Below are 25,724 nucleotides of genomic sequence, written 5' to 3'. Positions count from 1 at the left end.
AACTCCCGCAAGTATCGCACGGGATATCCCGGGGTAACAGGTGCGTGACCCGCAGATCCGGGCCGGAGCGAGGTCAGCGCTCGTGGCGGTAGATCAGGTCGATCGTCTGGCCCGCGCTGCCCGAGGAAGTCTCCACGCTCAGCGAGCGGGTGAGTTCGTAGCGCAGCAGCACCCGCGAGGTGTTGTCGAACAGCCCGACCGTGTAGCGCAGCAGCAGTCGTGGCGACAGGTACAGCCCCAGGGTCAGCGCGCTCTGGTCGAGGCCGGCATCGGTGTCCAGCTCCACCTCGTCCAGGCCCAGTTCCGAGCCGATGCGCTGGGTGATCATCGCCCCCTGTTCCAGTCCCCAGCCGGCGGCGGCCGCGGCCAGCATGTTGCCGTCGGATTCCGACGCCCCGGACAGCGGTCGGCCGGTCAGCAGGTAGGACAGGGCCTCGGTCTCGTCCATCGGCGGCTCGGAAAAGATCCGGCTGCGCAGGGCCTCCGGGGTGCCACCGATCTCCAGGCCCACGGTCACGTTGTATTCGGGCACCCGGCGTACTGCGCGCAGGTCGAGATCGGGCGCCTCCGGCGGCCCCTGGAACAGCAGGATGCCGCGGTCGATCTGCAGGTCCTGGCCGTAGGAGGTGTATTCGCCTTCGGGGATGCGGATCTCGCCGAACATCTGCGTCGGGCGTCCGGTGACCTGTTCCACATCCACTTCGCCGGCAAAGCGGGCCGTCAGGCCGAAGCCGTCGAAGCGTACGTCATCGCCCAGATGCAGGCGCACGCGGATATCGATGGGAAACGCCGCCGTACGCTCCTCTTCCTCACCGACGATGACCTGGTCGCCCGATACCCGCACCGCGCCCGGCGGCAGGTCGGGCGGGCGCAGGCGCGCCCACGGCACGCTGATACCGCCACGGATCGCCAGGCCCTCGTCCGGGCGGAAGCGGATGCGCAGGGCCGGATCGATCAGGGCCTCCGCATCGGCGCGGTTGACCGCCAGGAAGTCTTTCCCGTCGACCCGCAGCAGGACCTGCGGGCCGTCCTCGCCGAGATCGGCGCGGCCGTCGAGGTCGATCCGGCCCTCGCCGGACTCCAGTGCCCCGCTGATGGTCATCTCGCGCGCGGACAGGACATCGGCGCGCAGCTCCGGGATCGCCACGTCGATGCCCGCCTCGGGGATCGCGACCCCGCCGTCGTGGAAGCGCAGGCCGCCCTCCACCAGCGGGTCCTCCAGCGGACCGTCCAGCTCCAGCGCCAGCTCGAACGCGCCACGCAGGTTCTCGATCTCCGGGCTGGTGGCCGCGAGCCAGGCAAGATCCTCCAGCCGCGCCTCCAGGTCGCCCTGAATGCCCGTCACCCCGTCTTCCTCGCGCAGGGCGATATCGGCCCGGGCCATGCCGTTGTCGAGGAAGTCCAGGCGAAGCTCGGCATCCACGTCCCGGTCGCGCACCCGGGCCGTCAGCCGGGTGTCCCGCCACGGGATCTCCTGCAGAAGGTCGTCTCCGTCGCGTACCTGCAAAACGCCATCGCTCGGGGTGACCGCGAGATCCGCATCCAGCCGGCCGTCGGCATCCAGACGCCCGTCGGCCTGCGCATCCACGGTGCCCTGCAGAGCCAGCTCCGGCGGCAGCAGCGGTTGCAGCCAGGCCAGGTCGATGGCTCCCAGGCGGGCGGCGAAGCTCGCCTCCCCGGAGGGATCCAGGCGGCCTTCGGCGCAGATCTCGCCGCCGTCGCGTTGCAGGCACAGCCGTTCCAGGCGCGCCGACTCGGGACCGCCTTCCACCGCCACCGGCCTCGCCAGTGACCAGCGGCCGGCGAGCGGCTGGTCGAGCGCGAGCTGCTGGATGCGACCCCTCCAGTGCAGCGCTTCGGTGTCCAGACCGCCATCCACGGCCAGCTCCAGCTGGCCGAATTCGGCGGCCTCCAGATCCAGCCGCGCCCGATGCTCGCCGGCGGTGCCATCGGCGCTCAGCCGCAGGCGTTCGATCAGGGTCTGCTCCGCGCCGGTGACCCCGTGCAGGTTCAGGTCGATCTCGGCCGGGGCGGTCTCCGCGAGCCCGGTGTTCGCCTCCAGTTCCAGCCGTTCCAGGGCGAAGTCCTCGTAACGCAGTTGCGCGCCGCGGCCGCGGGCGGTGATCCGCGGGGCCTCGCGTTCGCCATGCAGGCGGGCATCCAGCTCGAGTTCGCCACCCAGTCCCGGCATCAGGGCGTCCAGCCCGGGTGCCTGCAGCGCGAGGTCCAGGTCCAGGGTGTCGGCCACGCGCCCCGCGATCCGGGCCCGGTTGTCCCCCAGCCCGAGTACGAGCTCGCGGATGTCGAGGATCTCGTCTTCCAGGCGCAGTTCGCCGCTCCCGGACACCGGCTGCTCGCGCAGATGGCCGTCGAGCCGGCGGATGCGGGCCTCCACCGTCGGTCCGTCTTCCGGGTCCAGCCGGCCCGCGGTGTGCAGGTCCAGTGCGACGCGCCCGGGGAAATCGGGGGCGGCCAGGCCGGGATCGAGCTCGCGCGCGCGCAGGTCGAGGTCCCAGTCCAGGCCGGCGCCGTAGCCCACCTCGCCGCTCAGGCCCAGGTGCGCTCCGGGGTCGCTGCGCAGGTTGAGCTCACGGATGCGGGCGCGCTGGGCATCCAGCTCCACGCGGCCGTCGCCGCGCACCCCGACCCCCTGTGCGCTCGCCTCCAGCGCGGTCAGCGCCAGGCCGGCATCGAAATCGGCCTCGGCCGGTGCCAGGGCGCCGGTCAGGGCAAGCCGCAGGCGGTCCAGCCGGGCATCGGCATCGGGCCGGAACTGCGCCGCATCCACTCCCTCGAGGTCGAGGTCCAGGGCGAACGGCCAGCGGGTCTCGGGATCATCGGCCGCCGCCTGCAGCCCGTCCAGGTGCCCCTGCAGGCTCAGGCGGGCATCGCCCAGGCGGAACTGGCCCTGTTCGAAGCGGGCCCGGCCTTCGGCCAGCTGCAGGTCGAGTTCTCCGGTCAGCGGCTGGTCTTCGAAATGGCCCTCCAGTTCGGTGAGGGTGACGGCGGCCTCCAGCGCGGCCAGCGGATTCTCAGCCGCCAGTGGCAGGCGTCCCCGGCTGGTCGCGCTCAGGCGCCGGATTCCGGCATCCAGCTCCGGCATGTCGTCCAGTGCCGACTCCAGCGCCGCGAGGTCGAGATCGTCCAGATCCAGTCCGAGGTCCCAGGTGAGGTCATCGGCGAAGCCCGCCTCGCCGCTGATGGCGAGGTTCCCCGCCGCGGAGCGCAGATCCAGGGTCTCCACGCGTGCGGACTCCAGGTCGCCGTGGGCCACCAGCTGCAGGTCCAGCGCGGGCCACGGGTCCAGCCGTGCACCGGTGGCCAGTGCCAGATCCCAGTCGTCCGGGGTGGCATCCGCCTGCAGTCGTCCGGCGTGCAGCGTCAGCCGGGTGTCGGGTTGCAGCGCCAGCGCGAACGCCTCCCAGGCGTGTTCCAGCTCCAGCGCGGGGGCGTCGAACGGGTCGTGCAGGGTGGCGCGGGTCTCCATTGACGGGCCGGCCTCCACCCGGTGGTTCAGGCGCAGGCTGCGCAGTAGATCACCTTCCAGCTCCAGCACCCCGGCGACGTCCTCGCGTTCCAGCCATTCGCCGGCCGCCTCGGGCAGCCCCAGCCGCCAGCGTCCGCCGGCCTCCAGCGGGAATTCGCCGTCGGCCTGCAGTCGGGCGTGCAGGTGCAGCCGCAGGTCCGGATCCGGCAGGGCCACGTCCAGATGATGCAGGTGCAGTTGCGTATCGCGGGCGCTGGCGCGGGCCTCCAGGTGCGTGAGGGCGAACAGATCCTCGCCGGTCCGGGTCACGCGCAGATCGGTCAGCCACAGGCGGTCGACATGGAGGCCCAGCAGCGGGATGGCGATGCGCTCGGGCAGCTCGAAGGCCGGCGGATCTTCCATCTCCTCGGGCTCGGGCACCTCGTCCGGTGCCTCCGGCAGATCCACGCGCAGGCCGCGCGCGCCCAGCTCGGCCATTCGCACATCCAGGGCCAGCAGCCCGGCGATGTCCAGGGCCGCGCGGGCCTCGTCCACCGTGATGTTCGGGCCCTCGGGCAGATCCAGGGTCAGTCCGCGCACGGACAGGCCGCGGAACAGCGTGCCTTCCACCTCCGTGATGGCGAGATCCACCGGGGCATGGCGTTCGCCCTGTTCGGCCAGCCAGCGGGTGCCGGATTCGGTGGCCAGCAGGGTGACCACGGCGGCCACCAGCCCCGCAAGCAGGACCAGCAGCACCCCCAGGCCGCGGACCCCGATGCGCAGCCAGCGCTTCACAGATCTGGCCCCATGGAGAAGTGGATGCGGAAGTCATCGTCGGAGTCCGGTCCGTGGGCGATATCCAGACGGATCGGACCGACCGGCGAGCGCCAGCGTACGCCAACACCCGCGCCGTAGACCGTGTCGAAGTCGGAGAAATCGTCGAAGGCGTTGCCGGCGTCCACGAAGACCGCGGCGCTCCAGTCCCCGAACACCGGGATCTCGTATTCGGCGCTGCCTACCAGCCGGTGCCGCCCGCCGATCACGTCGCCGTCCTCGTTCTTCGGCCCCAGCCGCTGGTAGCCGTAGCCGCGGATGGAGCCGTCGCCGCCGGCGTAGAAACGCAGGGAACTGGGCAGCTCGCGTACCGAATCGACCTCGGTATAGCCGGCATCGGCGCGCAGCAGCGCGCGTCCCGGTCCCAGACCGCGGATGTAGCGGGCGTTGCCGCGCACCTGGGCGAAGCTGGTGGTGGAGACGAGTTCCTCCGCGGCCCCCTGGACCGTGCCCTCCAGACGGTAGCCCCGGCGCGGGGTCATCGGGTCGTCGGCCTCGGTCCGGCTGACGCGGTAGGAGGGGATCAGCAGTCGGGAGGTGTCGGTCTGGTCGCCGACGGTGTAGTCCTCGTACTCGTAGCGCACCATCTCGGTGGTCTGCCAGCCGGAGTCGCGCTGCAGTACGCGGCTGGTGCCCAGCTGGAAGCGGTCGAACTGCTGGGTGCCGGTGTCCTCGGTGCGCCAGGAGGTGAACAGGTTCAGGCGTTCGCGCAGCGGATCGCGCAGCGGGATCTCGTAGTTGAAGGCCACGCCGGAACGCACGGGCGAGGCCTCCACCTCGCCGGTATAGCGGTGACCGCGGCGGTTGGCATAGCGGTTTTCCATGCCGAAGCGGGTGCGCGGGCCGATGTCGGTGGAATAGCCGATGCCGGCCTCGAAGGCCAGGCGGTTGCGCGGTTCCAGTTCGACCATCACCGGTACGCGGCGCTCCTCGGCCTCGTCACGCAGCGGGCGCACGCGCACCGATTCGAAATAGCCGCTGTTGTTGAGATTGCGCTGCAGTTCGATGATCCGCGCCGAGGCATAGGGCTCCCCGGGTTCGAACGGCAGCAGACGCTGCATGAAACGCCCGCGCAGGATGTCCTGCTCGATGCGGATCTCGCCCAGCTGGTAGCGCGGGCCGGTATCCATGTGCAGGCGGATGGAAGCGGTACGCTCTTCGGTGTCCACCTCCAGGCGGCGCATGGTGAGCTCGGCATCGAAATAACCGCGTTCGGCGGCCACCCGGGTGAGGCGCGAACGCAGGGCCTCGTAGCGGTCATGGCGCAGCACGTCGCCGGTGGCGATCTGTGTCTGCATCAGGATGGCTTCGAACGCCGGGTCCATGCGCCCCTCGCCGGTCACCTGCAGGTCCAGCCACTCCACCGTGGTCGGCGGGCCGGGGTCGAAGTCCAGGTTCAGGGTCCAGCAGGGGCCGGCATCTCGGTCCAGCGACAGTTCCAGCTCCGGATGGTAGTAACCGATGGCGCGCAGGGCCTCCCGGGCGCGCTGTTCGCTGTCGCGCAGCACCCGGCTTTCGCGGAATTCGGGCAGCTCGCAGCGCTGGCGCGCGATGTTGAGGGTCGCCTCGATGTTGTCGCGCTGTTCGGCGGTGCCACCATCCAGCGCCAGGCGAGGGCGTTCGTCCCCCGCCGCCGGTGCGGCCAGCAGGAGCTGCAGCGCGAGCAGGGCCGCGAGGCAGGGACGGCACAACCGGGCGGGAACGGGGATGGAAGTCATCGATGGCGGGTCACGCGATCACGGGGCAAGGGCCGAATGGGTGTCGACAGGCCTGAGGATCTCTCTTCCGAGTCCCGACACGGGCTGCGGGTTCCGCGCTCGCTCGTTTCCTGCGAGGGTCAGCCGCTCGGGCAGTCGACGCCGCTTTCCCGCGAGAATACCACCAGATGGGAGAAATCCAGGCGCAGGCGGACATGCTCCCCGATCACGAAGTTGTCGTGCGACGGTGCCATGCACTGTACGCTGAGGCCATCGGGCAGGCGCAGGGTGTAGAGGAAATCCGCGCCGCGGAAGGCCTTGTCCAGCACCTCGGTGCGGACCTCCCCGTGCTCGTTGTCGATGGCGATGTCGTCCGGACGTACCAGCACGTCCACCGCGGTCCCCGGGGGCAGTGCCTCCGACAGCGGGCCCTGCAGGTGGCCCAGGGCAGTGTCGACCTGATTGCCGGGTTCCACCATGCCGGGGATCAGGGTGCCTTCGCCGATGAAATCCGCGACGAAGCGGTTGGCCGGCCGGTGATAGAGGTTGTAGGCGCTGTCCAGCTGGGCGATGCGCCCCTCGTGGATGACGGCGATGCGGTCGGCGAAGGCGAACGCTTCGTTCTGATCGTGGGTTACCAGGATCGCCGTGGTGTTCTCCGCGCGCAGGATCTCGCGCACCTCGCGCGCCAGTTCGCCGCGCAGCTCGACGTCCATGCTGGAAAAGGGTTCGTCCAGAAGCAGCAGGCCCGGGCGTGGTGCCAGGGCACGGGCCAGGGCGACGCGCTGTTGCTGCCCCCCCGACAGCGCGTGTGGATAGCCTGGTTCATAGCCGATCAGGCCGACCAGCCGCAGGAGCTGTCGCACCCGTTCGTCCTGCTTCGCGCGGCTCCAGTGGCGGATGCCGAAGCGCAGGTTGTCGCCTACCGTCAGATGCGGGAACAGGGCGAAATCCTGGAACACCATGCCCACGCCGCGCTTTTCCGGAGGCACGGTGAAACCGGGGTCGCTCATCGTTCGACCGTTCATGCGGACCTCACCGCGCATCACCGGCTCGAAGCCGGCGATCGCGCGCAGCAGGGTCGTCTTGCCGCAGCCCGAGGGCCCGAGGAGGCAGCCGATCTGGCCTTCGGGAAGCTGCAGTGACGCGTCGTGGACGACGGGCTGTCCGTCGTAGCCGATGTCGATGTGGTCGAGATCCAGAAGCGGTGTATGGGGTACCTGCATCAGCGGTCCTGTGCTTCGTCGGCGGACGGATTCATGGTGGCGCCGGCGGGCGCTGCCAGTGCTCGCGAACGTGGCCGGCGGCCGGGGTCCTCGGCAGGTTCGTCTGCCGGCGCGCCCTGGCCGGGGCGCGAGCGCCCGATGGTCGTCGACAGGAGGATAACCGGAACCAGCCCGACCAGCACGATGGCGAGCGCCGCGCTGGAGGACTCCCGCAGGCGCTCGTCCCCGGCCAGCTCGAAGGCCCGCACCGCCAGGGTGTTGAAGTCGAACGGACGCAGGATCAGCGTCGCCGGCAGTTCCTTGAGGACGTCGACGAACACCAGCAGCAGGGCGGTCAGCAGCGTGCCGCGCATGATCGGCATATGGACCCGCCACAGGGTCTTGACCGGGTGCAGCCCGAGCGAACGCGCGGCGTCGTCCATGCTCGGCTGGATCTTGCCCAGGCCGGCCTCGACGGTCTGCAGCGACACCGCGAGGAAGCGCACGGCGTAGGCGAACAGCAGCGCGAACACCGTGCCGGACAGCAGCAGCCCGGTGCTGACGCCGAAGGTGTCGCGCATGAAACTGTCCAGCGCGTTGTCGAAGGCCGCGAACGGGATCATGATGCCGATCGCGATCACGGTGCCCGGTACCGCGTAGCCCATGCCGGCGATGCGGACCGCCACGTGGGTGATCCGCCCCCCCTCCATGCGCTGGGCGTAGGCGAGCACGAGGGCCAGCGCGACCGCGATGATCGCGGCGGCGATGGCCAGCCAGAAGGTGTTGAACACCAGTCCGGCGAAACGCGGATTCATCCACTGGTCGGTGGTCTGGAACGCCCAGATGGCCAGCTGCACCGTGGGGATCAGGAAGCCGAACAGAACCGGCAGCAGGCAGGCGAGGAAGGCGCCGGAGGCCTTCCAGCCGCGCAGGCGGTAGCGCGGCAGCGTGGAATAGCGGCGACTGGTGTGGTGGAAGCGGGCCTTTGCGCGCGACCAGCGCTCCAGCAGGATCAGCACGAACACGAAGCTCAGCAGCACGGCCGCCAGCTGGGCGGCTGCGGCCGGGTCGCCGAGCCCGTACCAGGTGCGGAAGATGCCCGTGGTGAACGTGCTGACGCCGAAATAGGCCACGGTGCCGTAGTCGGCCAGTACCTCCATCAGTGCCAGGGTCAGCCCGGCGATGATCGCCGGACGGGCCAGGGGCAGGGCGACCCGCCGAAAGCCCTCCCAGGGGCCGGCGCCCAGAGTGCGCGAGACCTCCAGCACGCAGACCGACTGTTCCAGGAAGGCCGCCCGGCTGAGCAGGTAGACGTAGGGGTAGAGCACCAGCAGCAGCATGACCATGGCGCCGCCCAGCGAGCGGATCTCGGGGAACCAGTACTCACCGTAGCCCAGCCCCGTGAGCTCGCGGATCAGCCCCTGCACCGGCCCGGAAAAGTCGAGCATGCCGGTGTAGGTGTAGGCGATGATGTAGGCCGGCATGGCCAGCGGCAGCATCAGGGCCCACTGGAAGACCGAGCGGCCCGGGAACTCGCACATGCTGATCAGCCAGGCCACCGGCACGCCGATCAGCAGTACGCCGATCCCCACCCCGACCAGGAGTACCAGGGAGTTGGTGACGTAGTCGGCCAGCACCGTCTGGCGCAGGTGTTCCCAGACTTCCCCGGCGGGGATGAACACGTGTCCGAAAATCACCAGCACCGGCAGGGCGAGGACCAGCGCGGTGACCACCGCCACCAGCGACCACGGGCTGAGCGGCAGCCGCGGGCGGCGAAAGGCGGGCATGCGGGCCCCGGTGCTGGTGGTGGCTTGGGTCATGGAGTGCAAATAGTAAAGGTTCTTGTTTCGAATTCCATGGGTGCCCCCGTAGTCTGCGGGGAGTACGGCCACTGCTGTGCTCCGGGGGTCCACACGCAAGCGCCCCGACCACGGGGTGGCCGGGGCGTTGCCCGGGGCTCCGGCTCAGGCGGGATCAGCGCCAGCCGCCGCGGTCCATGATGCGCACGGCCTCGGCGTTGTTCTCGCCCAGGATGTACAGCTCGATGTCGTCGGAGACGAAATCGCCAAAGCCGGCGAGGATGTCGCTGGTCGGAACATCGTCACGGATCGGGTATTCCTGGTTGGCTTCGGCATACCACTCCTGAGCGGATTCCGATGTCAGGTACTCGATCAGCCGCACTGCGTTCTCCTGGTTGGGCGCGTGGGCGGTGACCCCGGCGCCGGAGATGTTCACGTGGGTGCCGCGGTCGTCCTGATTGGGCCAGAAGACCCCGATCTGTTCGGCCACTTCGCGATCACGCCCTTCGCCTTCCAGCATCATGCCGAGGTAGTAGGTGTTGGCGATGGCGATGTCGCACACGCCGTCGGCCACCGCGCGGATCTGGTCGCGGTCACCACCCTGCGGGCGCCGGGCCATGTTGGCCACGATGCCTTCCACCCATTGCTGGGCGGCATCTTCGCCCTCGCTGGCGATCATGGAGGCGACCAGCGACTGGTTGTAGACATTGTCGGAAGAACGGATGCAGATCCGGCCTTCCCACTGCTCGTCGGTCAGGGCCTCGTAGGTCGACAGCTCGGACGGGTCGACCCGGTCGGTGTGGTACATGATGGGCCGGGCGCGCATGGACAGGCCGAACCACTCGCCATCCGGGTCGCGGTAGCGCTCGGGGACGTTGTTCTCGAGGGTCGTGCTCTCGATGCCCTGGAGAACCCCGGCCGCGTGAGCCTGGTGCAGACGTCCGGCGTCCGTGGTGATGAACACGTCGGCGGGCGAATTGCGGCCTTCCTGCCGCAGCCGCTGGAGCAGAGCGTCGGCACCCCCGGTCACCAGATTGACCTCGATCCCGGTCTCGTCGGTGAAGTCTTCCAGCAACGGCTGGATGAGCTGTTCCTGGCGTGCGGAATAGAGGTTGACCTCTCCGGCGCCCGCGGCGCCGTTATCGGCGTCGGGGCCACAGCCGGCAAGCGGCAGAGTGACGGCCACCGTGGCGGCGGCACCGATGATCCAGTTCAGGGGGCGGGTCTGCATGGCCGTTGGTCCTCAGACGGTTGGTTTTTGTAGTTGATTCGCCATAAAAGCGAGAACGATTGTTATTTGTATTATCTTCCGTGGTCAAGTCCCATCATCCGGATTGTTTGTCGCGGCGGCCCGCCCCGGACGTGCACATCGATCGGTGTTTCCCTAATCTGAGACCCATGGACAAGCCACTGCCGCAGACCCCCGCCCCGCTGCCCGCCGCGCTGGAGGACGAGATCCGGTGCCTGTGGGAGGAGTTGGAACCCGCGGAAGGCGCAGTGCCGGACTCGCCCCCCGCCGAGCACCGGCCGCTGGCCTTCAGCCACTACCTGGCGCAGACGGTGCGGCGCCATCCGGCCTACCTGCTGGAGGCGCTGGATGCCGAGGGCCGCATGCCGGCCTGCACCGACGCGGACTTTCATGCGGCCCTGCAGGCCCGGGTGGACGCCGCGGAGGACGAGGAGGGCCTGCGCCGGGCTCTGCGCGAGACGCGCCACCGCGAGCTGCTGCGGATTGGCTGGCGCGACCTGGCCGGCGCGGCGGATCTGGAAGAGGTCATGCACGACCTCAGCCGCCTGGCGGACGGCCTGATCGGCGCGGCGCTGGAATGGCTGGATGTGCGTTACCGCGCGCGCCACGGCCAGCCACGCAGCGCCGAGGACGGTGCGCCGCAGTCGCTGGTGGTGCTGGGGCTGGGCAAGCTGGGTGGGGGCGAGCTCAATTTCTCCTCGGACATCGATCTGATCTTCGCCTTCGAGGACAACGGCGAGACCGATGGCGCGAAGCCGCTGGACAACCCGACCTATTTCCAGCGCCTCGGCCGGGCGCTGATCGCCGCGCTGTCCGAGGTGACCGCGGACGGCTTCTGTTATCGCGTGGACATGCGCCTGCGGCCGTTCGGCGACAGCGGGCCGCTGGTGATGCATTTCGACGCGATGGAGGACTACTACCAGGCCCACGGCCGCGAGTGGGAACGCTACGCGCTGATCAAGGCGCGGGTGATCGCCGGCGACGCCGAGGCCGGGGCACGCCTGATGCGTCGGCTGCGGCCGTTCATCTATCGCCGCTACCTGGATTACGGCTCGCTGGCCAACCTGCGCCAGCTCAAGCAGATGATCAACGACGAGTCCGCGCGCAAGGGGCGGTTCGAGGACGTCAAGCACGGCGAGGGCGGGATCCGCGAGATCGAGTTCATCGGCCAGGCCTTCCAGTTGATCCGCGGGGGACGCGATCAGGCCCTGCAGCGGCGCGACCTGCTGGGCGTGCTGGCGGTGCTCGGGGAGCGCGAGCTGCTGCCCGATTACGTGGTGGAACAGCTGGAGCGCGGTTATCGTTTCCTGCGGCGGGTGGAGAACCGCCTGCAGATGCTCAACGACCAGCAGACCCATCGTCTGCCGCGCGAGGGCGATGACCGCGCGCGCCTGGCGCTGGCCATGGGGTTCGAGGACGAGGGCAGTTTCGAGGCCGCGCTGGTACGCGAACAGCACCGGGTCCATGCCCATTTCGATCAGGTCTTCGTTGCCCCGCAGCGGGCCGGCGAAGAAAGCATGGAGGACTCGCCGGAGGCCGATCGCGAACAGCAGATCCAGCGGCTGTGGATGGGCACGCTGAACGAGGACGAGGCCCGTGAGGCGCTGGCCGGACTCGGCTTCAACGATCCCGGGTCGGCCTTCGCCGGCATCAATGATCTGCGCGAAAGCCCCGGGGTGCGGGCGATGAGCACCACCGGGCGTCAGCGTCTCGACCGGCTGATGCCGTTGCTGCTGGGGGCCATCGCCGAGCAGGACGCGCCCGACGATGTCCTGCCGCGGGCGCTGCAGCTGATTCGCACCATCGCGCGGCGCTCGGTGTATCTGTCGCTGTTGGTGGAAAACCCGCTGGCGCTGTCCCAGCTGGTGCGCCTGGTGGGCGCGAGTCCGTGGATCAGCGACCAGCTGACCCATCATCCCCTGCTGCTGGACGAACTGCTGGATCCGCGCGCGCTGTACGCTCCGCCGGACCGCGAGGGCCTGCAGGCGGAACTGGAGGACGAACTGGCCCGCTTCCCGGGGCAGGATCACGAGCAGATGCTGGATCGTCTGCGCCAGTTCAAGCAGGTGCAGACCCTGCGCGTGGCGGCGGCCGACATTACCGGGTTCCTGCCGCTGATGAAGGTCTCGGATCATCTGACCTGGCTGGCGGAGGTGCTGCTGGAACAGGTGCTGCACCTGGCCTGGGAGCACATGGTGCAGCGTTTCGGCGCGCCGCAGTGCGGCGAGGATGCCAGCGCCTGCCGTCCGGCGCGTTTCGCGGTCATCGGCTACGGCAAGCTGGGTGGCTTCGAGCTGGGCTACGGTTCGGATCTCGATGTGGTGTTCCTGCACGACAGCGATGACAGCGCCAGTGCGCGCACCGCCGGGCCGAAGGTGATCGACAACAGCGAGTTCTTTGCCCGGGTCGCCCAGCGGGTGGTGCATCTGCTGGGGGCGTTCACCGCCTCCGGGCGGCTGTACGAAGTAGACACGCGGCTGCGCCCCTCGGGTACGGCCGGTTTGCTGGTTTCCGGGCTGGAGGCGTTCCGTCGCTACCAGGACGAGTCGGCCTGGACCTGGGAACACCAGGCACTGGTGCGGGCGCGCTTCGTGGCCGGAGATCGGTTGCTCGGCGAGGACTTCGCCGCCCTGCGCCGGGAGGTTCTGACCCGTCCGCGCGATGCCGATGCCCTGCGCCGCGAGGTGGTGGAGATGCGCCAGCGCATGTTGACCGAGCACGCGTCGAAACCGGGCGATGGCTTCCACCTCAAGCGCGACCGTGGCGGTATCACCGATATCGAATTCATGGTTCAATACTGGGTTCTGGTTGCCGCGCACGAGTATCCGGCAGTGTGCGAATACCCGGACAAGATCCGCACCCTGGAGGCCCTGGGCGCCAGTGGCGTGATCGACGCCGGGTTCAGCAGCGAACTGGCCGATGCCTACCGCGATCTGCGCAACCGCATCCACCGTTTGACCCTTGCCGGGCGCGACGCCCGCGTGGAACAGCCGGATGCGGAGCTGGAGGCGGTGCGCGCGCGGGTGATGCGTGCCTGGGAGAGCGTATTCGGCGATGCCGATGTTGATGCTGCTTCCCGCGGCTGACCCGACGGAACAACACGAAACCGAGGACGCAAGCGATGTCGATGGCCGACCGGGACGGGGTGATCTGGCTGGATGGCGAGATGGTGCCCTGGCGGGATGCGAAGACCCATGTTCTGACCCACACCCTGCACTACGGGATGGGGGTGTTCGAGGGTGTCCGGGCCTATCCCACCGATCACGGGCCGGCCATCTTTCGTCTCGAGGATCACACGCGGCGCCTGTTCAACTCCGCCAAGATCCTCGGCATGACCCTGCCGTTCACCGCCGAGCGTCTGAACCGTGCACAACAGGCGGCGATCACCGAGAACAATCTCGAGAGCGCCTATCTTCGGCCGATGGCCTTCTTCGGTTCCGAAGGCATGGGCCTGCGCGCCGACAATCTCGAGGTGCACGTGATGGTGGCGGCCTGGAGCTGGGGCAGCTACCTCGGCGACGACGGCATCGAGAACGGCATCCGCATCCGTACCTCGTCGTTCAGTCGGCACCACGTGAACGTGACCATGTGCAAGGCCAAGGCCAACGGCAATTACATGAACTCGATGATGGCCCTGCAGGAGGCCACCCGCTGCGGATATGACGAGGCCATGCTGCTGGACACGGAGGGCTACGTGGCCGAGGGCAGCGGCGAGAACATCTTCATCATCAGCGGCGGCGTGATCTACACGCCGGACCTGACTTCGGCGCTGGACGGCATTACCCGCCGCACCGTGATCGAACTGGCGGCCGAGGAGGGCTTCCGCGTGGTGGAGAAACGCATCACCCGCGACGAGGTTTACATCGCCGACGAGGCCTTCTTCACCGGGACCGCCGCCGAGGTCACCCCGATCCGCGAGGTGGACGACCGGCCGATCGGTACCGGCAGCCGCGGCCCCATCACCGAACTGCTGCAGTCGCGCTATTTCGACGTGGTCCACGGCCGTGACTCGCGGCATCAGGACTGGCTGACCTACGTCTGAACGGCGCGACCCCGACCCGGAGCGAGACCCGAACCATGGTGAATCCCGATACCGCCAGCCATCAGGACCAGTACACGACCGCCAATGCCGAGACGACGGTACGCGTGACCCAGCGGGATCTCCCGCTGCACTGCCCGACGCCCGGCACGGCCCTGTGGGCTTCCCATCCGCGGGTGTTCATCCCGATCGACGAGACCGAGGACGGGCGCTACCAGTGTCCCTATTGCGGCACGATCTACATCCTCGAAGACGCCGCCGACTGATCCCCCCGCCCGGGCCCGGCACGATCCCGGACCCGGGCGCAGGTACGACCATGACCCTGCCCCCCCTGGATCAGGCCCGCGTGCTGGTCGCCGGCGATCTGATGCTGGATCGCTACTGGCACGGCGCGACCGACCGCATCTCGCCGGAGGCGCCGGTGCCTGTGGTGCACGTGCGCGACATCGAGCAGCGTCCGGGCGGGGCCGGTAACGTCGCCCTGAACCTGGCCGCGCTGGGCGGTCGTCCCGACCTGGTGGGGGTGACCGGGGACGACACGGCCGCGTCCGATCTGTCCGCATTGCTGGAGGAGGCGGGCGTTCGCTGCCACTTCCGGCGCCGGTCGGGGGCCGCGACCATCACCAAGCTGCGGGTCATCAGTCGTCATCAGCAGCTGATCCGGCTGGATTTCGAGGACGGTTTCCCCGGCGCCACGGCCGGTGACCTGATGGCGGATTTCGAACCGTTGCTGAGCGACTGCCAGGTGGTGGTGCTGTCCGATTACGCCAAGGGCGCGCTGCGCGACCCGCAGCCGCTGATCCGCGCGGCGCGGGCCGCCGGCCGCCCGGTGCTGGTGGACCCCAAGGGCACCGATTTCTCCGCCTACCGCGGCGCCAGTCTGGTCACGCCCAATCTCGCGGAACTGGAGGCCGTGGCCGGTCCCTGTCCGGACACGGCGGCGCTGGAGCGCGCGGCCACCGGTCTGCTCCGCGAGCATGGTATCGAGGCGTTGCTGGTCACGCGCGGGGCGGAGGGCATGACCCTGTTCCGTCCCGACCGGCCGCCGGTGCATCAGCCGGCGCGCGCCCGCGAGGTGTTCGACGTGACCGGTGCCGGCGACACCGTGATCGCGACCCTGGCGGCCGCGGTGGCGGCCGGCGAGACGCTGGAGGATGCGATGCATCTGGCCAACCTCGCCGCCGGGATCGTGGTCGGCAAGCTGGGCACCGCGACGGTCTCGCCGGACGAACTGCGCGTGGCGCGGCACGAGCCGGAGGGCGCCGGTCGCGGCGTGCTGTCCCGTGCCGGGCTGATGGCCGCGCTGCAGCGCGCGCGGGCTGCCGGCGAGCGCATCGTGATGACCAACGGCTGTTTCGACCTGCTGCATGCCGGGCACGTGGCTTATCTGGAGCAGGCCCGGGCTCGCGGCGACCGGCTGGTGGTGGCGGTCAACGATGACGCCTCGGTGCAGCGCCTGAAGGGCCCCGGACGACCGGTGACCCCGCTGGAGGGCCGCATGGCCGTACTCGCCGGGCTGGCGGCGGTGGACTGGGTAGTGCCGTTCGCCGAGGACACCCCTGCGGAGCTGATCGGCGAGGTGCTGCCCGACGTGCTGGTGAAGGGCGGCGACTACAGGCCGGAAGACATCGCGGGTTATGATGCTGTCACCGCGGCCGGCGGCCGGGTCGAGGTGCTGGACTTCGTCGACGGTTGTTCGACCAGCGCGGTGATGGAGCGTATCCGACAGGGCCATTACTGAGGCAACACCGACACATGAAAGTACTCTATCTCGTGGGCATGGGCCGCAGCGGCTCGACCCTGCTGGACATCCTGCTGGACGCGCACAGCCAGGTGCGTGCGCTGGGCGGGGTCCGGCGCCTGGCACATTATGCACGCAAGCATCCCTGCCCCTGCGGCGCGCCCAGCTTCCGGGCATGCGAGTTCTGGTCGGCGGTCAACGCCCGGCTGGAGGAGCGCCTGGGCTGCAATCTGGAGACCCTGGACGTGCATGCGCGCGACCCGGCGCGCTTCAACGAGCACAACCGCACGCTGTTCGAGGTGGTCTCCGAGGTCAGCGGGGTGCCGTTCGTGACCGACAATTCCAAGTCGGTGCAGCGCCTGCGCCGGCTGATGGCCGCGCCCGACATCGACGTGGTGCCCATCCACGTGCTGCGCGACCCGCGCGGGCGGGCGCAGTCGCTGCGCAAGCGCAAGCAGCAGAACTATATCCCCACCTTCTCCTATTCCCATCGCTCGCTGCGGCTGTACTACCTGCTGCGCAACGAGCCGCACATCGTGGTGAATTACGAGAAGCTGGCCTACGACCCCGAGGACCAGCTGCCGAAGCTGATGGAGCGCCTGGGGCTGGAGTTCGAGCGCCCGCAGCTGGATTCCTGGGCGGAGATGGCGCATCACAATATCGGTTCGGCGGATGTCTTTCGCAAGACCGAGGGCAGCGTGATCTGGCCGGACGATGCCTGGAAGCAGGTGATCCCACCGTACATGCAGCGCATCCAGAACGTGATCGCCTGGCCCGGACGCGTGGCCAACGACGCCAAGGAGCGTCGCTGGGGTCTGGACTGACGCACCCGCGTCGTCAGCGCCGGGTCAGCGCGCCTCGCTGACCTGCCGCAGCCACTCCCGGTCGCGCGGCGCGGCGCGCAGAAGACCGCGCGCCCCCGGCCGGGCAAAGGCCAGCGGCAGCGGATCGAGGATCCACAACGCATGGCCGTCGCTGCCCAGCATGCGCGGGTCCCGCCCGCGGAACCGGATCCCGTAGTCCCGCAGACCCGCCCACAGCGTCTCGGCTGCTTCCGGACCGGGCGGAGGGCCGCCGTCCGTCAGCGGGTGCATGTCCGGGATCGCCTCCTGGACCAGCCAGATCATGCCGCAATCCGCGGCGACCACCGCCACCGGCCGCGGCACCGCCAACCCCAGCCGCCGGAGGGTGAGCGCATGGCTCCAGACCCGACGTGCGGCCCGGCGGGTGAGGGCCGGTCGCAGCAGGGCGGGCAGGGTCTGCCAGGGTGCATCAATCCGCCGGGCCCGCAGCTCGTTGTTCGCCGGGGTCTCGGGCAGTTCGCCGGTCGCGTACAGCTGCCGGGCGATCTCGCCGGCCTGCTCGCGCGTGAGGCTGCGCCGGTCGTGGATGATCCCGAGGTCGTCGTTGCGAAAGCGCGGATAGTGTTTCCAGCCCCGTGCCGCGCGGTGCGCCACCCGGCGGGCGTGGCGGACGCGGGCGTGGCGCAGTGCCCGCAGGAAACGTTCCAGTTCGGCCTCGCTCGGGTCCCAGCCGCGCAGCTCGTGGTAGAGCCGGAAGCCCTCGCGGATGCGCGCCTCGGGCACGCGGGTCTTGGACGCGTACAGCCGCTGCAGGTGGCGCAGGGCGGCTCGCCGTCCGAGGGCGGCTCCACGCTGGCGTACCCGGTCCCCGTCGATCGCGTACAGCTTTCCGTCGCGGGGGATGAAGTTCAGCCAGTTGAGATCGTTCTGCACGACGCCGGCGCGGTGGTGTTCGGCCAGGGTGGCCAGCAGCCGGGCATGGGCCTCGTGGCCGGGGTCGCCGCCGGGCGGTGGCCAGGGGGTATCCGCCTCGACCAGATCCAGAACCAGCAGCCACGCGCGGTATTGCGGGCAGTAGCCGGCGTGGTGCAGCGCCGGCGCCGGCACGCCGGCCGCCTCCAGCCGGCGTGCCCCGCGGGTGCCACGGCGCCATTCGGCCCACTGCGCGATGCGCCCGAGATAGAACTTGGCGACCACCACACGGCCGTCCGCCAGCCGGGCGCGAAAGATCCGCCGCTTGCCCGGGTACTCGTGGAGGCAGTCCTCCAGCGCGAGGGGGCCGAGCCCGGCGATTTCCGGGCGGTCACCCGTTTGCGGCGTTGGGGCCATCGAATTCGTAGCCCAGCAGGTCCAGGTCGCGGCGGTAATGCTGCGCCACCATCTCCGCCAGGGTGTCGTCGTAGTAGCTGCGGTAGTCGTCGCGTCCGCTGGCGCGGCGCAGATGCGGAAGCTCGGGCGTCGGGATCCCGATGCGCTGACAGATCGTGGCGAAATCCTCGTGCAGGTTCTCGTAGCGGCCGATGAAATCCACGATCACCCGCCCCTGCAGATCCACGATGTATTCGTGCTGCAGCTCCGCCGAGGTGTCCAGCATGTAGTCGTACGGCCGTTCGGGGTCGAATTTCAGCCGCAGGAAATCGCCGAAGGTGCTTGTGCCCTCCAGTACTTGGGGCTTCTCCCGCTGGATGTGGTGCCAGGAGCTCACCTGCAGATCCCAGGGATTGCGCACGATCGCGCACTTGAACAGCTCGCGGTAGACCGGCTCCGGCAGCATCTCCTTCGCCGCGATCGCCTTCGCGTGCCGCGGAAACTTCAGCCCCAGCTTGTGCCGCGGCCGGGTCAGCTGACTGACCTGGCTGGCCGCCCACAGCGGAATGCTGTACCAGCCGCCCCAGCGATACGGCCGCAGCGCCGCCCGGATGCTGGTCCCGCCCGTCTTGGCGATGTGCACGAACAGGAAATTCTTGCGATAGGAAATCAGCATAAATCGGGGTTCGGCTGCGAACGGTCGCGGTATTGTAACCGCGGGCGCTTCAGGAGTCCGCGGGGTTGCGCCGCGCGTTCAGTGAGCGCAGGGCATGGAGTACGGCCTCGTCGGCGTCCCGCCGCGAGGACTGGCGGCGCAGCCAGTCGCGGTGCACGAACTGGATCTCTCCGACGACCTGCGATACCCCGGCCAGACGGGCCACCGCCAGCCGATGGTTGCCGTTCGCCACCTTGATGAATTCGCCCTCCGGGCCGATGGCCACGCCGATCTCGTCCTTGCCCAGACCGGCGACGTATCCGTTCTCCGCCATGTTGCGGGCGAGGCCACGGTACCGCTCGAGGTACTTGTCCAGTGAGCGCGCGATCTTCTCTTCGGCCTGGTCCTCGGTTTTTCCACGGGCCCGATAGTAGCGATGCAGCGCCTCGATGTGTTCGGAGCGGCTGCGTTCTTCGTCCAGTAGATGTTCCAGCAGGGCGTAGATCGGGTGCAGGTCGAAGGGTTCGGTCCGCCGGTGCCACTGCCCGCGACGCACGCGGCGGGGCAGGAACAGCCCGTCCAGGAAAAACCGGGCCTTGGATGCCGGATCGCGCTTGGCGAGGTAGCGCCGGAGTTCCCGGGTGGGCAGGTCGACGAGGACGGGCGGTTTCATGGGGTGTGTGTTTCCGGATTGGTCGTTGGCGCGATGCCCAGCGCCTCCAGATAGGCGCGGGCGCTCGTTTCGACGGTGTAGTTGGCGACGGCCTGTTGCAGCAGCCCCGGTTCGATGGGTGCCTCCAGCCCGCGGGCCATCCCTTCGGCCAGCGCGGAGGTATCGCCCATCGGGACGAGCGGGCCGAGGCGGCCCCCGGCGAGGATGTCGCGCGGACCGCTCGGGCAGTCGGTGGCCACCACCGGTGTCCCGAGCGCCATGGCTTCGACCAGGACATTGGGCGATCCCTCGAAGCGGGATGACAGCACGAACAGGCTGGCAGCGCGCATCAGCGGATACGGATTGGAGCGGAAGCCCGCCAGATCCACATGGTCGGCGATGCCCAGTTCGCGCGTCAGGCCCTGCAGGCGGTCCCGCTCCGGTCCTTCCCCCAGGATGATGAGCCGGCAGGGTCGCCGGGCATGCAGCAGCGCGAAGGCCCGCAGGAGGGTAGCGAAATCCTTTTGCGGTCGCAGTCGGCCTACCGCCAGGATCACCGGTGTTTCGCTCCGTGTGGCCGCTTCCAGCCACGGATGCTCCGCGGCTTCTTCGGCCCTGGCACTCAGGGATGGCGAGATCACCGGGTTGGCGATCACGCGGAAACGCTCCGACGGGATGCCCCCGATGCGGGCGAGGTCGTCGGCCACCGGCGGCGCCACGGCAACGATGGCATCCGCCAGCGGGTACAGTCGCCGGACGGGGCGGTAACGCAGCCATCGCTGCAGGGCGGTCTTGTCGGCCAGCGAGCCGCTGAGGTGCATCCCCATCCGCAGAACGATCCGCGTCGGGACCCGTGCCAGCCGGCGCGCGCGCAGGGCCACGCGGCCGGCGCGATCCTTGGCTGCCAGCAACGCGTCGGGGCGCTGGCGACGCACGTAGCGGGTGACCGCGGGCAGTGCCAGCAGGGAGGTGCGCGCATCCAGCCGGATCACATTGACCTCTGCCGGAATGCCTTCCACATGGCCGCCGCGGGCCTTCAGCAGCAGCAGATCCACCTGCACGCCGGCATCCACGAACCCGCGCAGCAGATGGTTCATCATCTTTTCGACGCCGCCATCCCCGGTGTAGGAAACGAGTACGGCCAGCCGCGGGGTTGTCATGCCGGTTTCCGTTCCTCGTTGTAGGCCTGAAGCAGGTGCGGCCATCCGAGGGCGCCGCGTTCGCGGGTCGCCGGCCATTTGTCCAGCGAACGCCGCAGACGCGACAGGTTGTCCTGAAGCCCCCGATAGTAGCCGATCCGGCCCCGGTCCCAGTCGATCAGCCAGACCTGCCCGTTGCCCTGGATCAGGATGTTGCGGGCGTTGAGATCCGCATGCCAGGCGCCATGGGCGTGGAACCGGGCGATCACGCGCCCGACCGCATCCCACAGTTCGGGCGTGTCCTTTCCGTCCCCGATCCATTCGTCCAGCGGGTGGCTGTCCGGGATGCGTTCGCTCAGCAGATCGCCACGATACACCGGCCCGTGGCGGCAGACCCGTGCGGCCCCCGGACGCGGGACCGGCAGCCCCAGTTCGTGCAGTCGCGCCATCAGGCGCCACTCGCGCACAGGACGGCTGCGTTCCAGCCCGGTCCACAGGTAGGTATCCGTGGCAACCCGGGCCATCAGTCCGCCCCGCCAGTAATGGCGCAGGACCCAGTCGCGCCCCTCGTGACGCAGGAAGTGGGTCGCACGCCGACCGCTGCTGCTGCCGGTCCACTGACCTCGTGCCCGCAATGACTCGGGGTCGAACAGGTCGTTATTGCACTCCCGGAGCATTCCGGGGTCGGACAGGATACGGCACTGTCGCCTCCGCGGATGGGAGCGCCAGTGTTCAAGTGCGGGCTCGTCGACCTGTCGTGGATTGTCCATGAGGATCACTGGTATTCCAGCCGGGGAATGGCAGGATGAGGGTCCATGTTCCGTTGGCACTCGTCACCGAAGCTCTCTTGAGAGACACACGACGTTTCAGTGGCGTCGCACGCGATGGGTGAGACCGGTCATCCAGAGCGAAAAAGCCTCTTTCCAGTGGCCCGCTCGCGCTCGCCCACGGGCTGCGCGGGAGCAGAGCCTCGGGCGTATCAGCCCGCACCGGACAGCGTGATGAGCCATCACCTCGGCTTCGCGGTCGTTATCCCGTTCAAGAATCTCGGACAACATGGCATAGGGTTTCGGCTGGTCCGGCTCGTGCTGGATCGCGCAGCGCAGATGCTCCCGGGCTTCCCCAACCCTTCCGACATTCAGGAGGTTGGTAGCCAGGAAATACCGGGCATCAGATTTGTATGGGCAAGCCTCCACCCACTCGCGGCTTGTCTTCATATCCTCGGGGGACGGGCGTCCCGAAAGCCGGGGGAGGGGTATCGGATCGTGTCCCAGAAATGCGCAGATTTGTTCCCCGGCGTTGCCGTCTGCGATGTCCACAGTACAGAGCCGATCTGCCTCGCCCAGATGTTTCTCAAAATACTCCCGTACCTGATGCGTGTGTTGTTCGTGGATTTCTGCAAGCCTTCCCTTCGGAATCTCAGGCAATCGCTGGATGTTTGCATCCACGTAGAGACGGTACTGAATCCGGTTGTAGGGTGACAGTTTCCGGTCCTTCATATGTCCGCGGGCGCTACGTTCCCAGTGGTCAGGGTCGCGATGGACAAGTATGAAGCGACTATCTGGCCAGCGCTCGGCGAGCTGCGGGTAAAGGCCTGGAAACGGGACGTCGCTGAAGGCGTCACGCGACTCAATGAGTGGGGTCAGCCGTTGTAGTACCCGTTCAGGGTTATCCTCCAGCCCACGTACTGCCTCCATCAGATTCTCGCCATTGAAGAATTTGGGGAAATGGAGTGTGGTGTACCCCAGGCTGGACAGAAGGATGTCCGTGCTGCGAGTCATCGTGCGGTGCAGGGAGATCACAAAAATCTTGCTTTTCGTCACGGGCACTCCTCGAACTCGAAACCCAGCAACTGGATCTCCCTTGCGAAGAAGACCTCGACAATCCTTCGCGTCTCGTCATCATAAAGGCTTACCACATCCCGGGCTTTGCGATACCCCCCCTTGGCAGAAAGGCCCCGCAGAGTTTCACCTACATCCTCCGGTAGTCCAAGCTCACGGGACACGTCGCCCAGCTCTTCGTTCAGCCGGTCATAGCGGATCAATCGATCTACGCCAAGGATGCCGTTGACGGTGTAGCAGTCGAAATTGCTCTTCAGTCCGTTCCCGGACAGAATGAAGTCCCGGAATGAAAGCCCCGTCTTCCGCTTCTTGGGATCCCAGAAGTACCGAGACACCATTTTATCCCAAGGGTTTCTTTCAATGGAAAATTTGTAGTACGAGTTCCAGATTTCTTCGCCCACGCGCTCACGTATCGCCCTGGCGGGCATGTGATCCCAGTAGCGCTTGGGGGCGCGGGTTGTCGCTCGCAGGGCCTTTTCCGGGTTGCCTGATCGAGTGCCGACAGATGAACGAAGCCAGCGTGGCCATTGTCGGGGCGTCAGGGTGCGCAATGCCTGTTCGAAGTTCTGTGCTGTAGGATAGCCGCGTTGGTAGCGTTCCTTCTCATCACCCCAGGTAAGTGGAGTGATGATGTCTTCGGGGCCCATGAACCTTGAAAGGGCCATTTCCACCGATGTCCCGCCGACCTTTCCGGTCTTGATGAAGATAAACTTGTATTCATGAGAGATCAGCATGTCAATAGCCCGTCTCGGAAAGATCGGTCTCAAGCGATTGGGGCAACCTTGTATTGCCGCCATGAACCGTTTCGTTTACTCGTGCCCACAAAACCAGAATCGGGAATTCGGTTAGCCGCTCCCGGTATTTCTGTTTCCTATGCAGCTCCATCGGCAGTCCATGCGTTTTGTCCGCAGTTGGATGTGATTCAGTCCCTGGTATCCCGACGTGGATGAGGAGCTCATTCACCGGAGCGCTCTTCATGGCTGCGGCCCTTGTTCCTTGCGCGAGCGGCCTCCTTCTTTTTCTTGCGTTTCAGACGTCGATGAATGAAGCGAATGGATTTCGTCGCATCTTCGAAGAGCCATTGTTGGTCTTCCTTCATGCCGGTCGGCCGGAGCACCTCCTGGGCAAGCGGCAATCTGCTCAGGTCGCGTTCGTAAAGCCACTTCACTTCGGACGGGGTCATGGGTTCGTACGGATAGAATCCGACTTCCCGATACCATTCGGCGAAGCGGTGAAGGAGGCTCTTGCGCCGGAATTTTGAACTCTCGGCATTGGGGAGCCACATCATGAATGGATACGGTGTAAACCCCATTCTGACGCCGAGTTCGCGAGCCTGCTGGTTGTTTTCGCCTTCGGTGGGCATGAAGCCCCAGTTGACTTCACGCAGGCGAGCGGTGTGAAACAATCCGGTGGCAGCAAAGTGGGCGCGGCGGCTGACTGAGTCATCGCGGAAATAAACTGGCACTTCCGGGTCGATGTGGAAGTTGAGCGAACCGGGGCGCCGGTTGGCCTTGAGGAACGTGGTGGCGAGTTCCACGGCTTCCGGATGGACTGCGAAAAAGCGCTTCCAGTGTTGCTCGTCCCGATCGTCCAGATCCCGCACGATCTGCTGGTCGTCCTGGATGAACAGGGCCAGGTCGTCACTGTCGCGATCATCCAGGGCCTGTTGCATGTTGGCGTAGAGACCGCCCAGATATGCAGTGCTTGCGCGGTCGTTCCTTATGACTCGGATCCTCTCGCCAAACGCTTCCAGTGCGATGTCCACTGCGGGGTCGGTGCTGCCGTCATCCATCACCGTAACGGGATAATGGGGTGCATGCCGAAACAGCGAGTCGAGGCAATTGTGGAGGTAACGGCCCCGGTTGTAGGAAAAGACGACAATCCGCACGGTTAGCTCGGTTCGTTGGATCGAGTGGGGGGAACAGTTGGCCGGATGTGGTCCCATCCGAGTTTTCGGGCGAATGCGGCGGCCCACATTACCCCGAGCATGATCGCATACAGGTGTTCCACCCGGAAACGGTTGAGGTTTGCACTGGCCAGTGATGCGACGAGGAACGTTATCAGGAACGCAGCTGCCGCAAGTGCGAGGAAGCGCGCTGCATGGTTTCGTCTCAGCTGAATCCGTATTTCATTGATGGAGAGCAGGATTGTCATGATGATGAATGCATATCCGATGCTTCCAAACCGGAGCATTATCTCAAGGTGGCCGTTATGGAAATGCCCCTGTCGGCCTTCAAGGACCTCGGGAAGATCAGGGTCCTCGAATCGGAGATATCGCGGATCAGCTGGCCCGTATCCCATCATCGGGCGTTCCATGAGATATCCGAACCCTGTCACTAGATAAGCGGCCCGGATGGCCTGCCCGTCCGAGGGCAGCTCTTCGATCCAGTTGCTCGGTGGCGTGGTGATCATAGCCCGGAGAAATTCACCCTGGTCGCCCGCGGCCCACCGGTCCTGAATATTGTCCCATGATGCGGCGAGTACCCCTGCCGCCGTCATTAGGCCGAGCAGAATGGTGACGCCGACCGTGCGAGAATGTTTCGCCGAGAGTTCCCGGCGGCCGAACCAGAGCATGGCCGGCACCAGGAATACGAGACCGACCAGACCGGCAAGCCAGATGGTCCGGGCCTGAAAGACGACGATGCCGACCAACGCCACGGTCGTTGCGCAGACCCAGAGGGTGATGCGCCATACCAGTCCCCACCCCCGTGTCTGCCCCAGCAGGGCGGGTGCCAGGGCGAGAGCCGCTAGAACCAGGGTCGCGAGTTTGAGGCCATCGATCCAGGGGTTGACACCCTCCATGTAGCGATGTCCTTCGAAAATGGCGGCATGCAGCTCCGATAAGGAAAAGCCGCTGGCCAGCATCAGCAGGAAGCCCAGCGCCCAGGTGACCACGACCCCGAGCGAATGACGGATCCAGTTGCCGCTCGCTGCCAGCATCAGGCCCACCAGCAGGATGGGGAGTGGCCCGGTTCGGACCCAGTCACCGGTTCCCTCCCATTGTTCGGCAGCCATGTCGGGGCGTTCTAAAAGCGCCGCTGCTGCCCCCCGCCCTATGACGTAGAGGATGAACCCCACCGTTACCCAAAGCATCGGGGAACTGCGCAGAGCCGCCCAGTGCTGGATGACGATAATGATGGCCAGCACCAGCATGATTGCCTGGAACAGCTGGCCCAGCGATATGCTGATGGACCCGAAGAAGGCGAAGCCGTATGCCGAGCCAATGGCCCAGTGCCTGAGTGGCCCGAGGCCTTGTTTGCCCTCGGTGCCGGGCTCAGCGGTTGATTCCATCATGA

General features: G+C 67.5%; 19 protein-coding genes. 5 read left to right on the top strand and 14 right to left on the bottom strand.

Features of this window, described 5'->3' with window-relative positions; translation table 11 throughout:
• Positions 1-73 precede the first annotated feature (73 nt).
• The 5 genes from D893_RS05400 to D893_RS05380 form a co-directional block, all read right to left on the bottom strand.
• Complete coding sequence (locus D893_RS05400; RefSeq protein WP_110619303.1) at positions 74-4,261, bottom strand: translocation/assembly module TamB domain-containing protein; 4,188 nt, start codon at positions 4,259-4,261, stop codon at positions 74-76.
• Positions 4,258-5,991 carry an autotransporter assembly complex family protein gene (locus D893_RS05395; RefSeq protein ID WP_110619302.1) on the bottom strand — a complete coding sequence of 578 codons (1,734 nt, stop codon included), beginning with the start codon at positions 5,989-5,991 and terminating at the stop codon, positions 4,258-4,260. Before D893_RS05395 ends, D893_RS05400 begins: the two co-directional genes overlap by 4 nt.
• Before the next feature lie 146 nt (positions 5,992-6,137).
• Positions 6,138-7,223, bottom strand: coding sequence for an ABC transporter ATP-binding protein (locus D893_RS05390; RefSeq protein WP_110619301.1), 1,086 nt, complete (start codon positions 7,221-7,223; stop codon positions 6,138-6,140).
• Complete coding sequence (locus D893_RS05385) at positions 7,223-9,022, bottom strand: iron ABC transporter permease (RefSeq protein WP_024328261.1); 1,800 nt, start codon at positions 9,020-9,022, stop codon at positions 7,223-7,225. Before D893_RS05385 ends, D893_RS05390 begins: the two co-directional genes overlap by 1 nt.
• A gap of 154 nt (positions 9,023-9,176) precedes the next feature.
• Entirely contained in the window at positions 9,177-10,232 is a 1,056-nt protein-coding gene (locus tag D893_RS05380; protein WP_110619300.1) for a Fe(3+) ABC transporter substrate-binding protein, read from the bottom strand.
• A 167-nt stretch (positions 10,233-10,399) separates the two neighbouring features.
• On the opposite strand from D893_RS05380, the gene glnE reads away from it, so the two are divergent.
• The 5 genes from glnE to D893_RS05355 are packed head-to-tail and all read left to right on the top strand — an operon-like array spanning position 10,400 to position 16,854.
• On the top strand, positions 10,400-13,336 hold the full coding sequence (gene glnE, locus D893_RS05375) for a bifunctional [glutamate--ammonia ligase]-adenylyl-L-tyrosine phosphorylase/[glutamate--ammonia-ligase] adenylyltransferase (RefSeq protein ID WP_110619299.1): 2,937 nt from the start codon (positions 10,400-10,402) through the stop codon (positions 13,334-13,336).
• A gap of 35 nt (positions 13,337-13,371) precedes the next feature.
• Positions 13,372-14,292 (top strand): branched-chain amino acid transaminase, encoded by a 921-nt coding sequence (locus tag D893_RS05370; RefSeq protein WP_018947475.1) that lies wholly within the window; start codon positions 13,372-13,374, stop codon positions 14,290-14,292.
• A 35-nt stretch (positions 14,293-14,327) separates the two neighbouring features.
• Entirely contained in the window at positions 14,328-14,555 is a 228-nt protein-coding gene (locus tag D893_RS05365) for a zinc-finger domain-containing protein (protein ID WP_018947474.1), read from the top strand.
• Between the two features lie 50 nt (positions 14,556-14,605).
• The gene (hldE, locus tag D893_RS05360; RefSeq protein WP_110619298.1) at positions 14,606-16,030 is read left to right on the top strand and encodes a bifunctional D-glycero-beta-D-manno-heptose-7-phosphate kinase/D-glycero-beta-D-manno-heptose 1-phosphate adenylyltransferase HldE; all 1,425 of its coding nucleotides are present in this window, start codon (positions 14,606-14,608) and stop codon (positions 16,028-16,030) included.
• A gap of 14 nt (positions 16,031-16,044) precedes the next feature.
• A complete protein-coding gene (locus tag D893_RS05355) occupies positions 16,045-16,854 on the top strand; it encodes a sulfotransferase (protein ID WP_110619297.1) in 810 nt (269 codons plus the stop codon).
• A 24-nt stretch (positions 16,855-16,878) separates the two neighbouring features.
• Here D893_RS05355 and D893_RS05350 read toward each other — a convergent pair whose 3' ends face one another.
• The 9 genes from D893_RS05350 to D893_RS05310 form a co-directional block, all read right to left on the bottom strand.
• On the bottom strand, positions 16,879-18,162 hold the full coding sequence (locus tag D893_RS05350) for a hypothetical protein (protein WP_110619296.1): 1,284 nt from the start codon (positions 18,160-18,162) through the stop codon (positions 16,879-16,881).
• Complete coding sequence (locus tag D893_RS05345; RefSeq protein WP_110619295.1) at positions 18,137-18,817, bottom strand: sulfotransferase family 2 domain-containing protein; 681 nt, start codon at positions 18,815-18,817, stop codon at positions 18,137-18,139. The genes D893_RS05350 and D893_RS05345 overlap by 26 nt, the downstream gene beginning before the upstream one ends.
• A 49-nt stretch (positions 18,818-18,866) precedes the next feature.
• Positions 18,867-19,469, bottom strand: a complete 603-nt coding sequence (locus D893_RS05340; RefSeq protein ID WP_018947469.1) for a hypothetical protein — start codon at positions 19,467-19,469, stop codon at positions 18,867-18,869.
• On the bottom strand, positions 19,466-20,608 hold the full coding sequence (locus tag D893_RS05335) for a glycosyltransferase (protein ID WP_018947468.1): 1,143 nt from the start codon (positions 20,606-20,608) through the stop codon (positions 19,466-19,468). Before D893_RS05335 ends, D893_RS05340 begins: the two co-directional genes overlap by 4 nt.
• Complete coding sequence (locus tag D893_RS05330; RefSeq protein WP_279625490.1) at positions 20,605-21,366, bottom strand: 3-deoxy-D-manno-octulosonic acid kinase; 762 nt, start codon at positions 21,364-21,366, stop codon at positions 20,605-20,607. The genes D893_RS05335 and D893_RS05330 overlap by 4 nt, the downstream gene beginning before the upstream one ends.
• An 87-nt stretch (positions 21,367-21,453) precedes the next feature.
• A complete protein-coding gene (locus D893_RS13740) occupies positions 21,454-22,410 on the bottom strand; it encodes a sulfotransferase (protein ID WP_146220541.1) in 957 nt (318 codons plus the stop codon).
• Positions 22,407-23,162 carry a sulfotransferase family 2 domain-containing protein gene (locus tag D893_RS13895; RefSeq protein WP_244269183.1) on the bottom strand — a complete coding sequence of 252 codons (756 nt, stop codon included), beginning with the start codon at positions 23,160-23,162 and terminating at the stop codon, positions 22,407-22,409. The genes D893_RS13740 and D893_RS13895 overlap by 4 nt, the downstream gene beginning before the upstream one ends.
• Positions 23,163-23,383: 221 nt before the next feature.
• A complete protein-coding gene (locus D893_RS05315) occupies positions 23,384-24,373 on the bottom strand; it encodes a glycosyltransferase family A protein (RefSeq protein ID WP_246863880.1) in 990 nt (329 codons plus the stop codon).
• Positions 24,319-25,722 carry an O-antigen ligase family protein gene (locus D893_RS05310; protein WP_246863879.1) on the bottom strand — a complete coding sequence of 468 codons (1,404 nt, stop codon included), beginning with the start codon at positions 25,720-25,722 and terminating at the stop codon, positions 24,319-24,321. Before D893_RS05310 ends, D893_RS05315 begins: the two co-directional genes overlap by 55 nt.
• Positions 25,723-25,724: the final 2 nt, after the last annotated feature.

The sequence above is a fragment of the Thioalkalivibrio sp. ALE21 genome, from assembly GCF_003208255.1.
Classification (GTDB): Bacteria; Pseudomonadota; Gammaproteobacteria; order Ectothiorhodospirales; family Ectothiorhodospiraceae; genus Thioalkalivibrio; species Thioalkalivibrio halophilus.
The sequence above is the reverse complement of the archived record's forward strand: the minus strand, read 5'-3'. Positions and strand labels throughout refer to the sequence as shown.

Excerpts from the sequence above, each read along its gene's own strand:
- D893_RS05390 (WP_110619301.1), bottom strand. The coding sequence starts at position 7,223 with ATGCAGGTACCCCATACACCGCTTCTGGATCTCGACCACATCGACATC.
- D893_RS05385 (WP_024328261.1), bottom strand. The coding sequence starts at position 9,022 with ATGACCCAAGCCACCACCAGCACCGGGGCCCGCATGCCCGCCTTTCGC.
- D893_RS05380 (WP_110619300.1), bottom strand. The coding sequence starts at position 10,232 with ATGCAGACCCGCCCCCTGAACTGGATCATCGGTGCCGCCGCCACGGTG.
- glnE (WP_110619299.1), top strand. The coding sequence starts at position 10,400 with ATGGACAAGCCACTGCCGCAGACCCCCGCCCCGCTGCCCGCCGCGCTG.
- D893_RS05370 (WP_018947475.1), top strand. The coding sequence starts at position 13,372 with ATGTCGATGGCCGACCGGGACGGGGTGATCTGGCTGGATGGCGAGATG.
- D893_RS05365 (WP_018947474.1), top strand. The coding sequence starts at position 14,328 with ATGGTGAATCCCGATACCGCCAGCCATCAGGACCAGTACACGACCGCC.
- hldE (WP_110619298.1), top strand. The coding sequence starts at position 14,606 with ATGACCCTGCCCCCCCTGGATCAGGCCCGCGTGCTGGTCGCCGGCGAT.
- D893_RS05355 (WP_110619297.1), top strand. The coding sequence starts at position 16,045 with ATGAAAGTACTCTATCTCGTGGGCATGGGCCGCAGCGGCTCGACCCTG.
- D893_RS05350 (WP_110619296.1), bottom strand. The coding sequence starts at position 18,162 with ATGGCCCCAACGCCGCAAACGGGTGACCGCCCGGAAATCGCCGGGCTC.
- D893_RS05345 (WP_110619295.1), bottom strand. The coding sequence starts at position 18,817 with ATGCTGATTTCCTATCGCAAGAATTTCCTGTTCGTGCACATCGCCAAG.
- D893_RS05340 (WP_018947469.1), bottom strand. The coding sequence starts at position 19,469 with ATGAAACCGCCCGTCCTCGTCGACCTGCCCACCCGGGAACTCCGGCGC.
- D893_RS05335 (WP_018947468.1), bottom strand. The coding sequence starts at position 20,608 with ATGACAACCCCGCGGCTGGCCGTACTCGTTTCCTACACCGGGGATGGC.
- D893_RS13895 (WP_244269183.1), bottom strand. The coding sequence starts at position 23,162 with ATGCTGATCTCTCATGAATACAAGTTTATCTTCATCAAGACCGGAAAG.
- D893_RS05315 (WP_246863880.1), bottom strand. The coding sequence starts at position 24,373 with ATGGGACCACATCCGGCCAACTGTTCCCCCCACTCGATCCAACGAACC.
- D893_RS05310 (WP_246863879.1), bottom strand. The coding sequence starts at position 25,722 with ATGATGGAATCAACCGCTGAGCCCGGCACCGAGGGCAAACAAGGCCTC.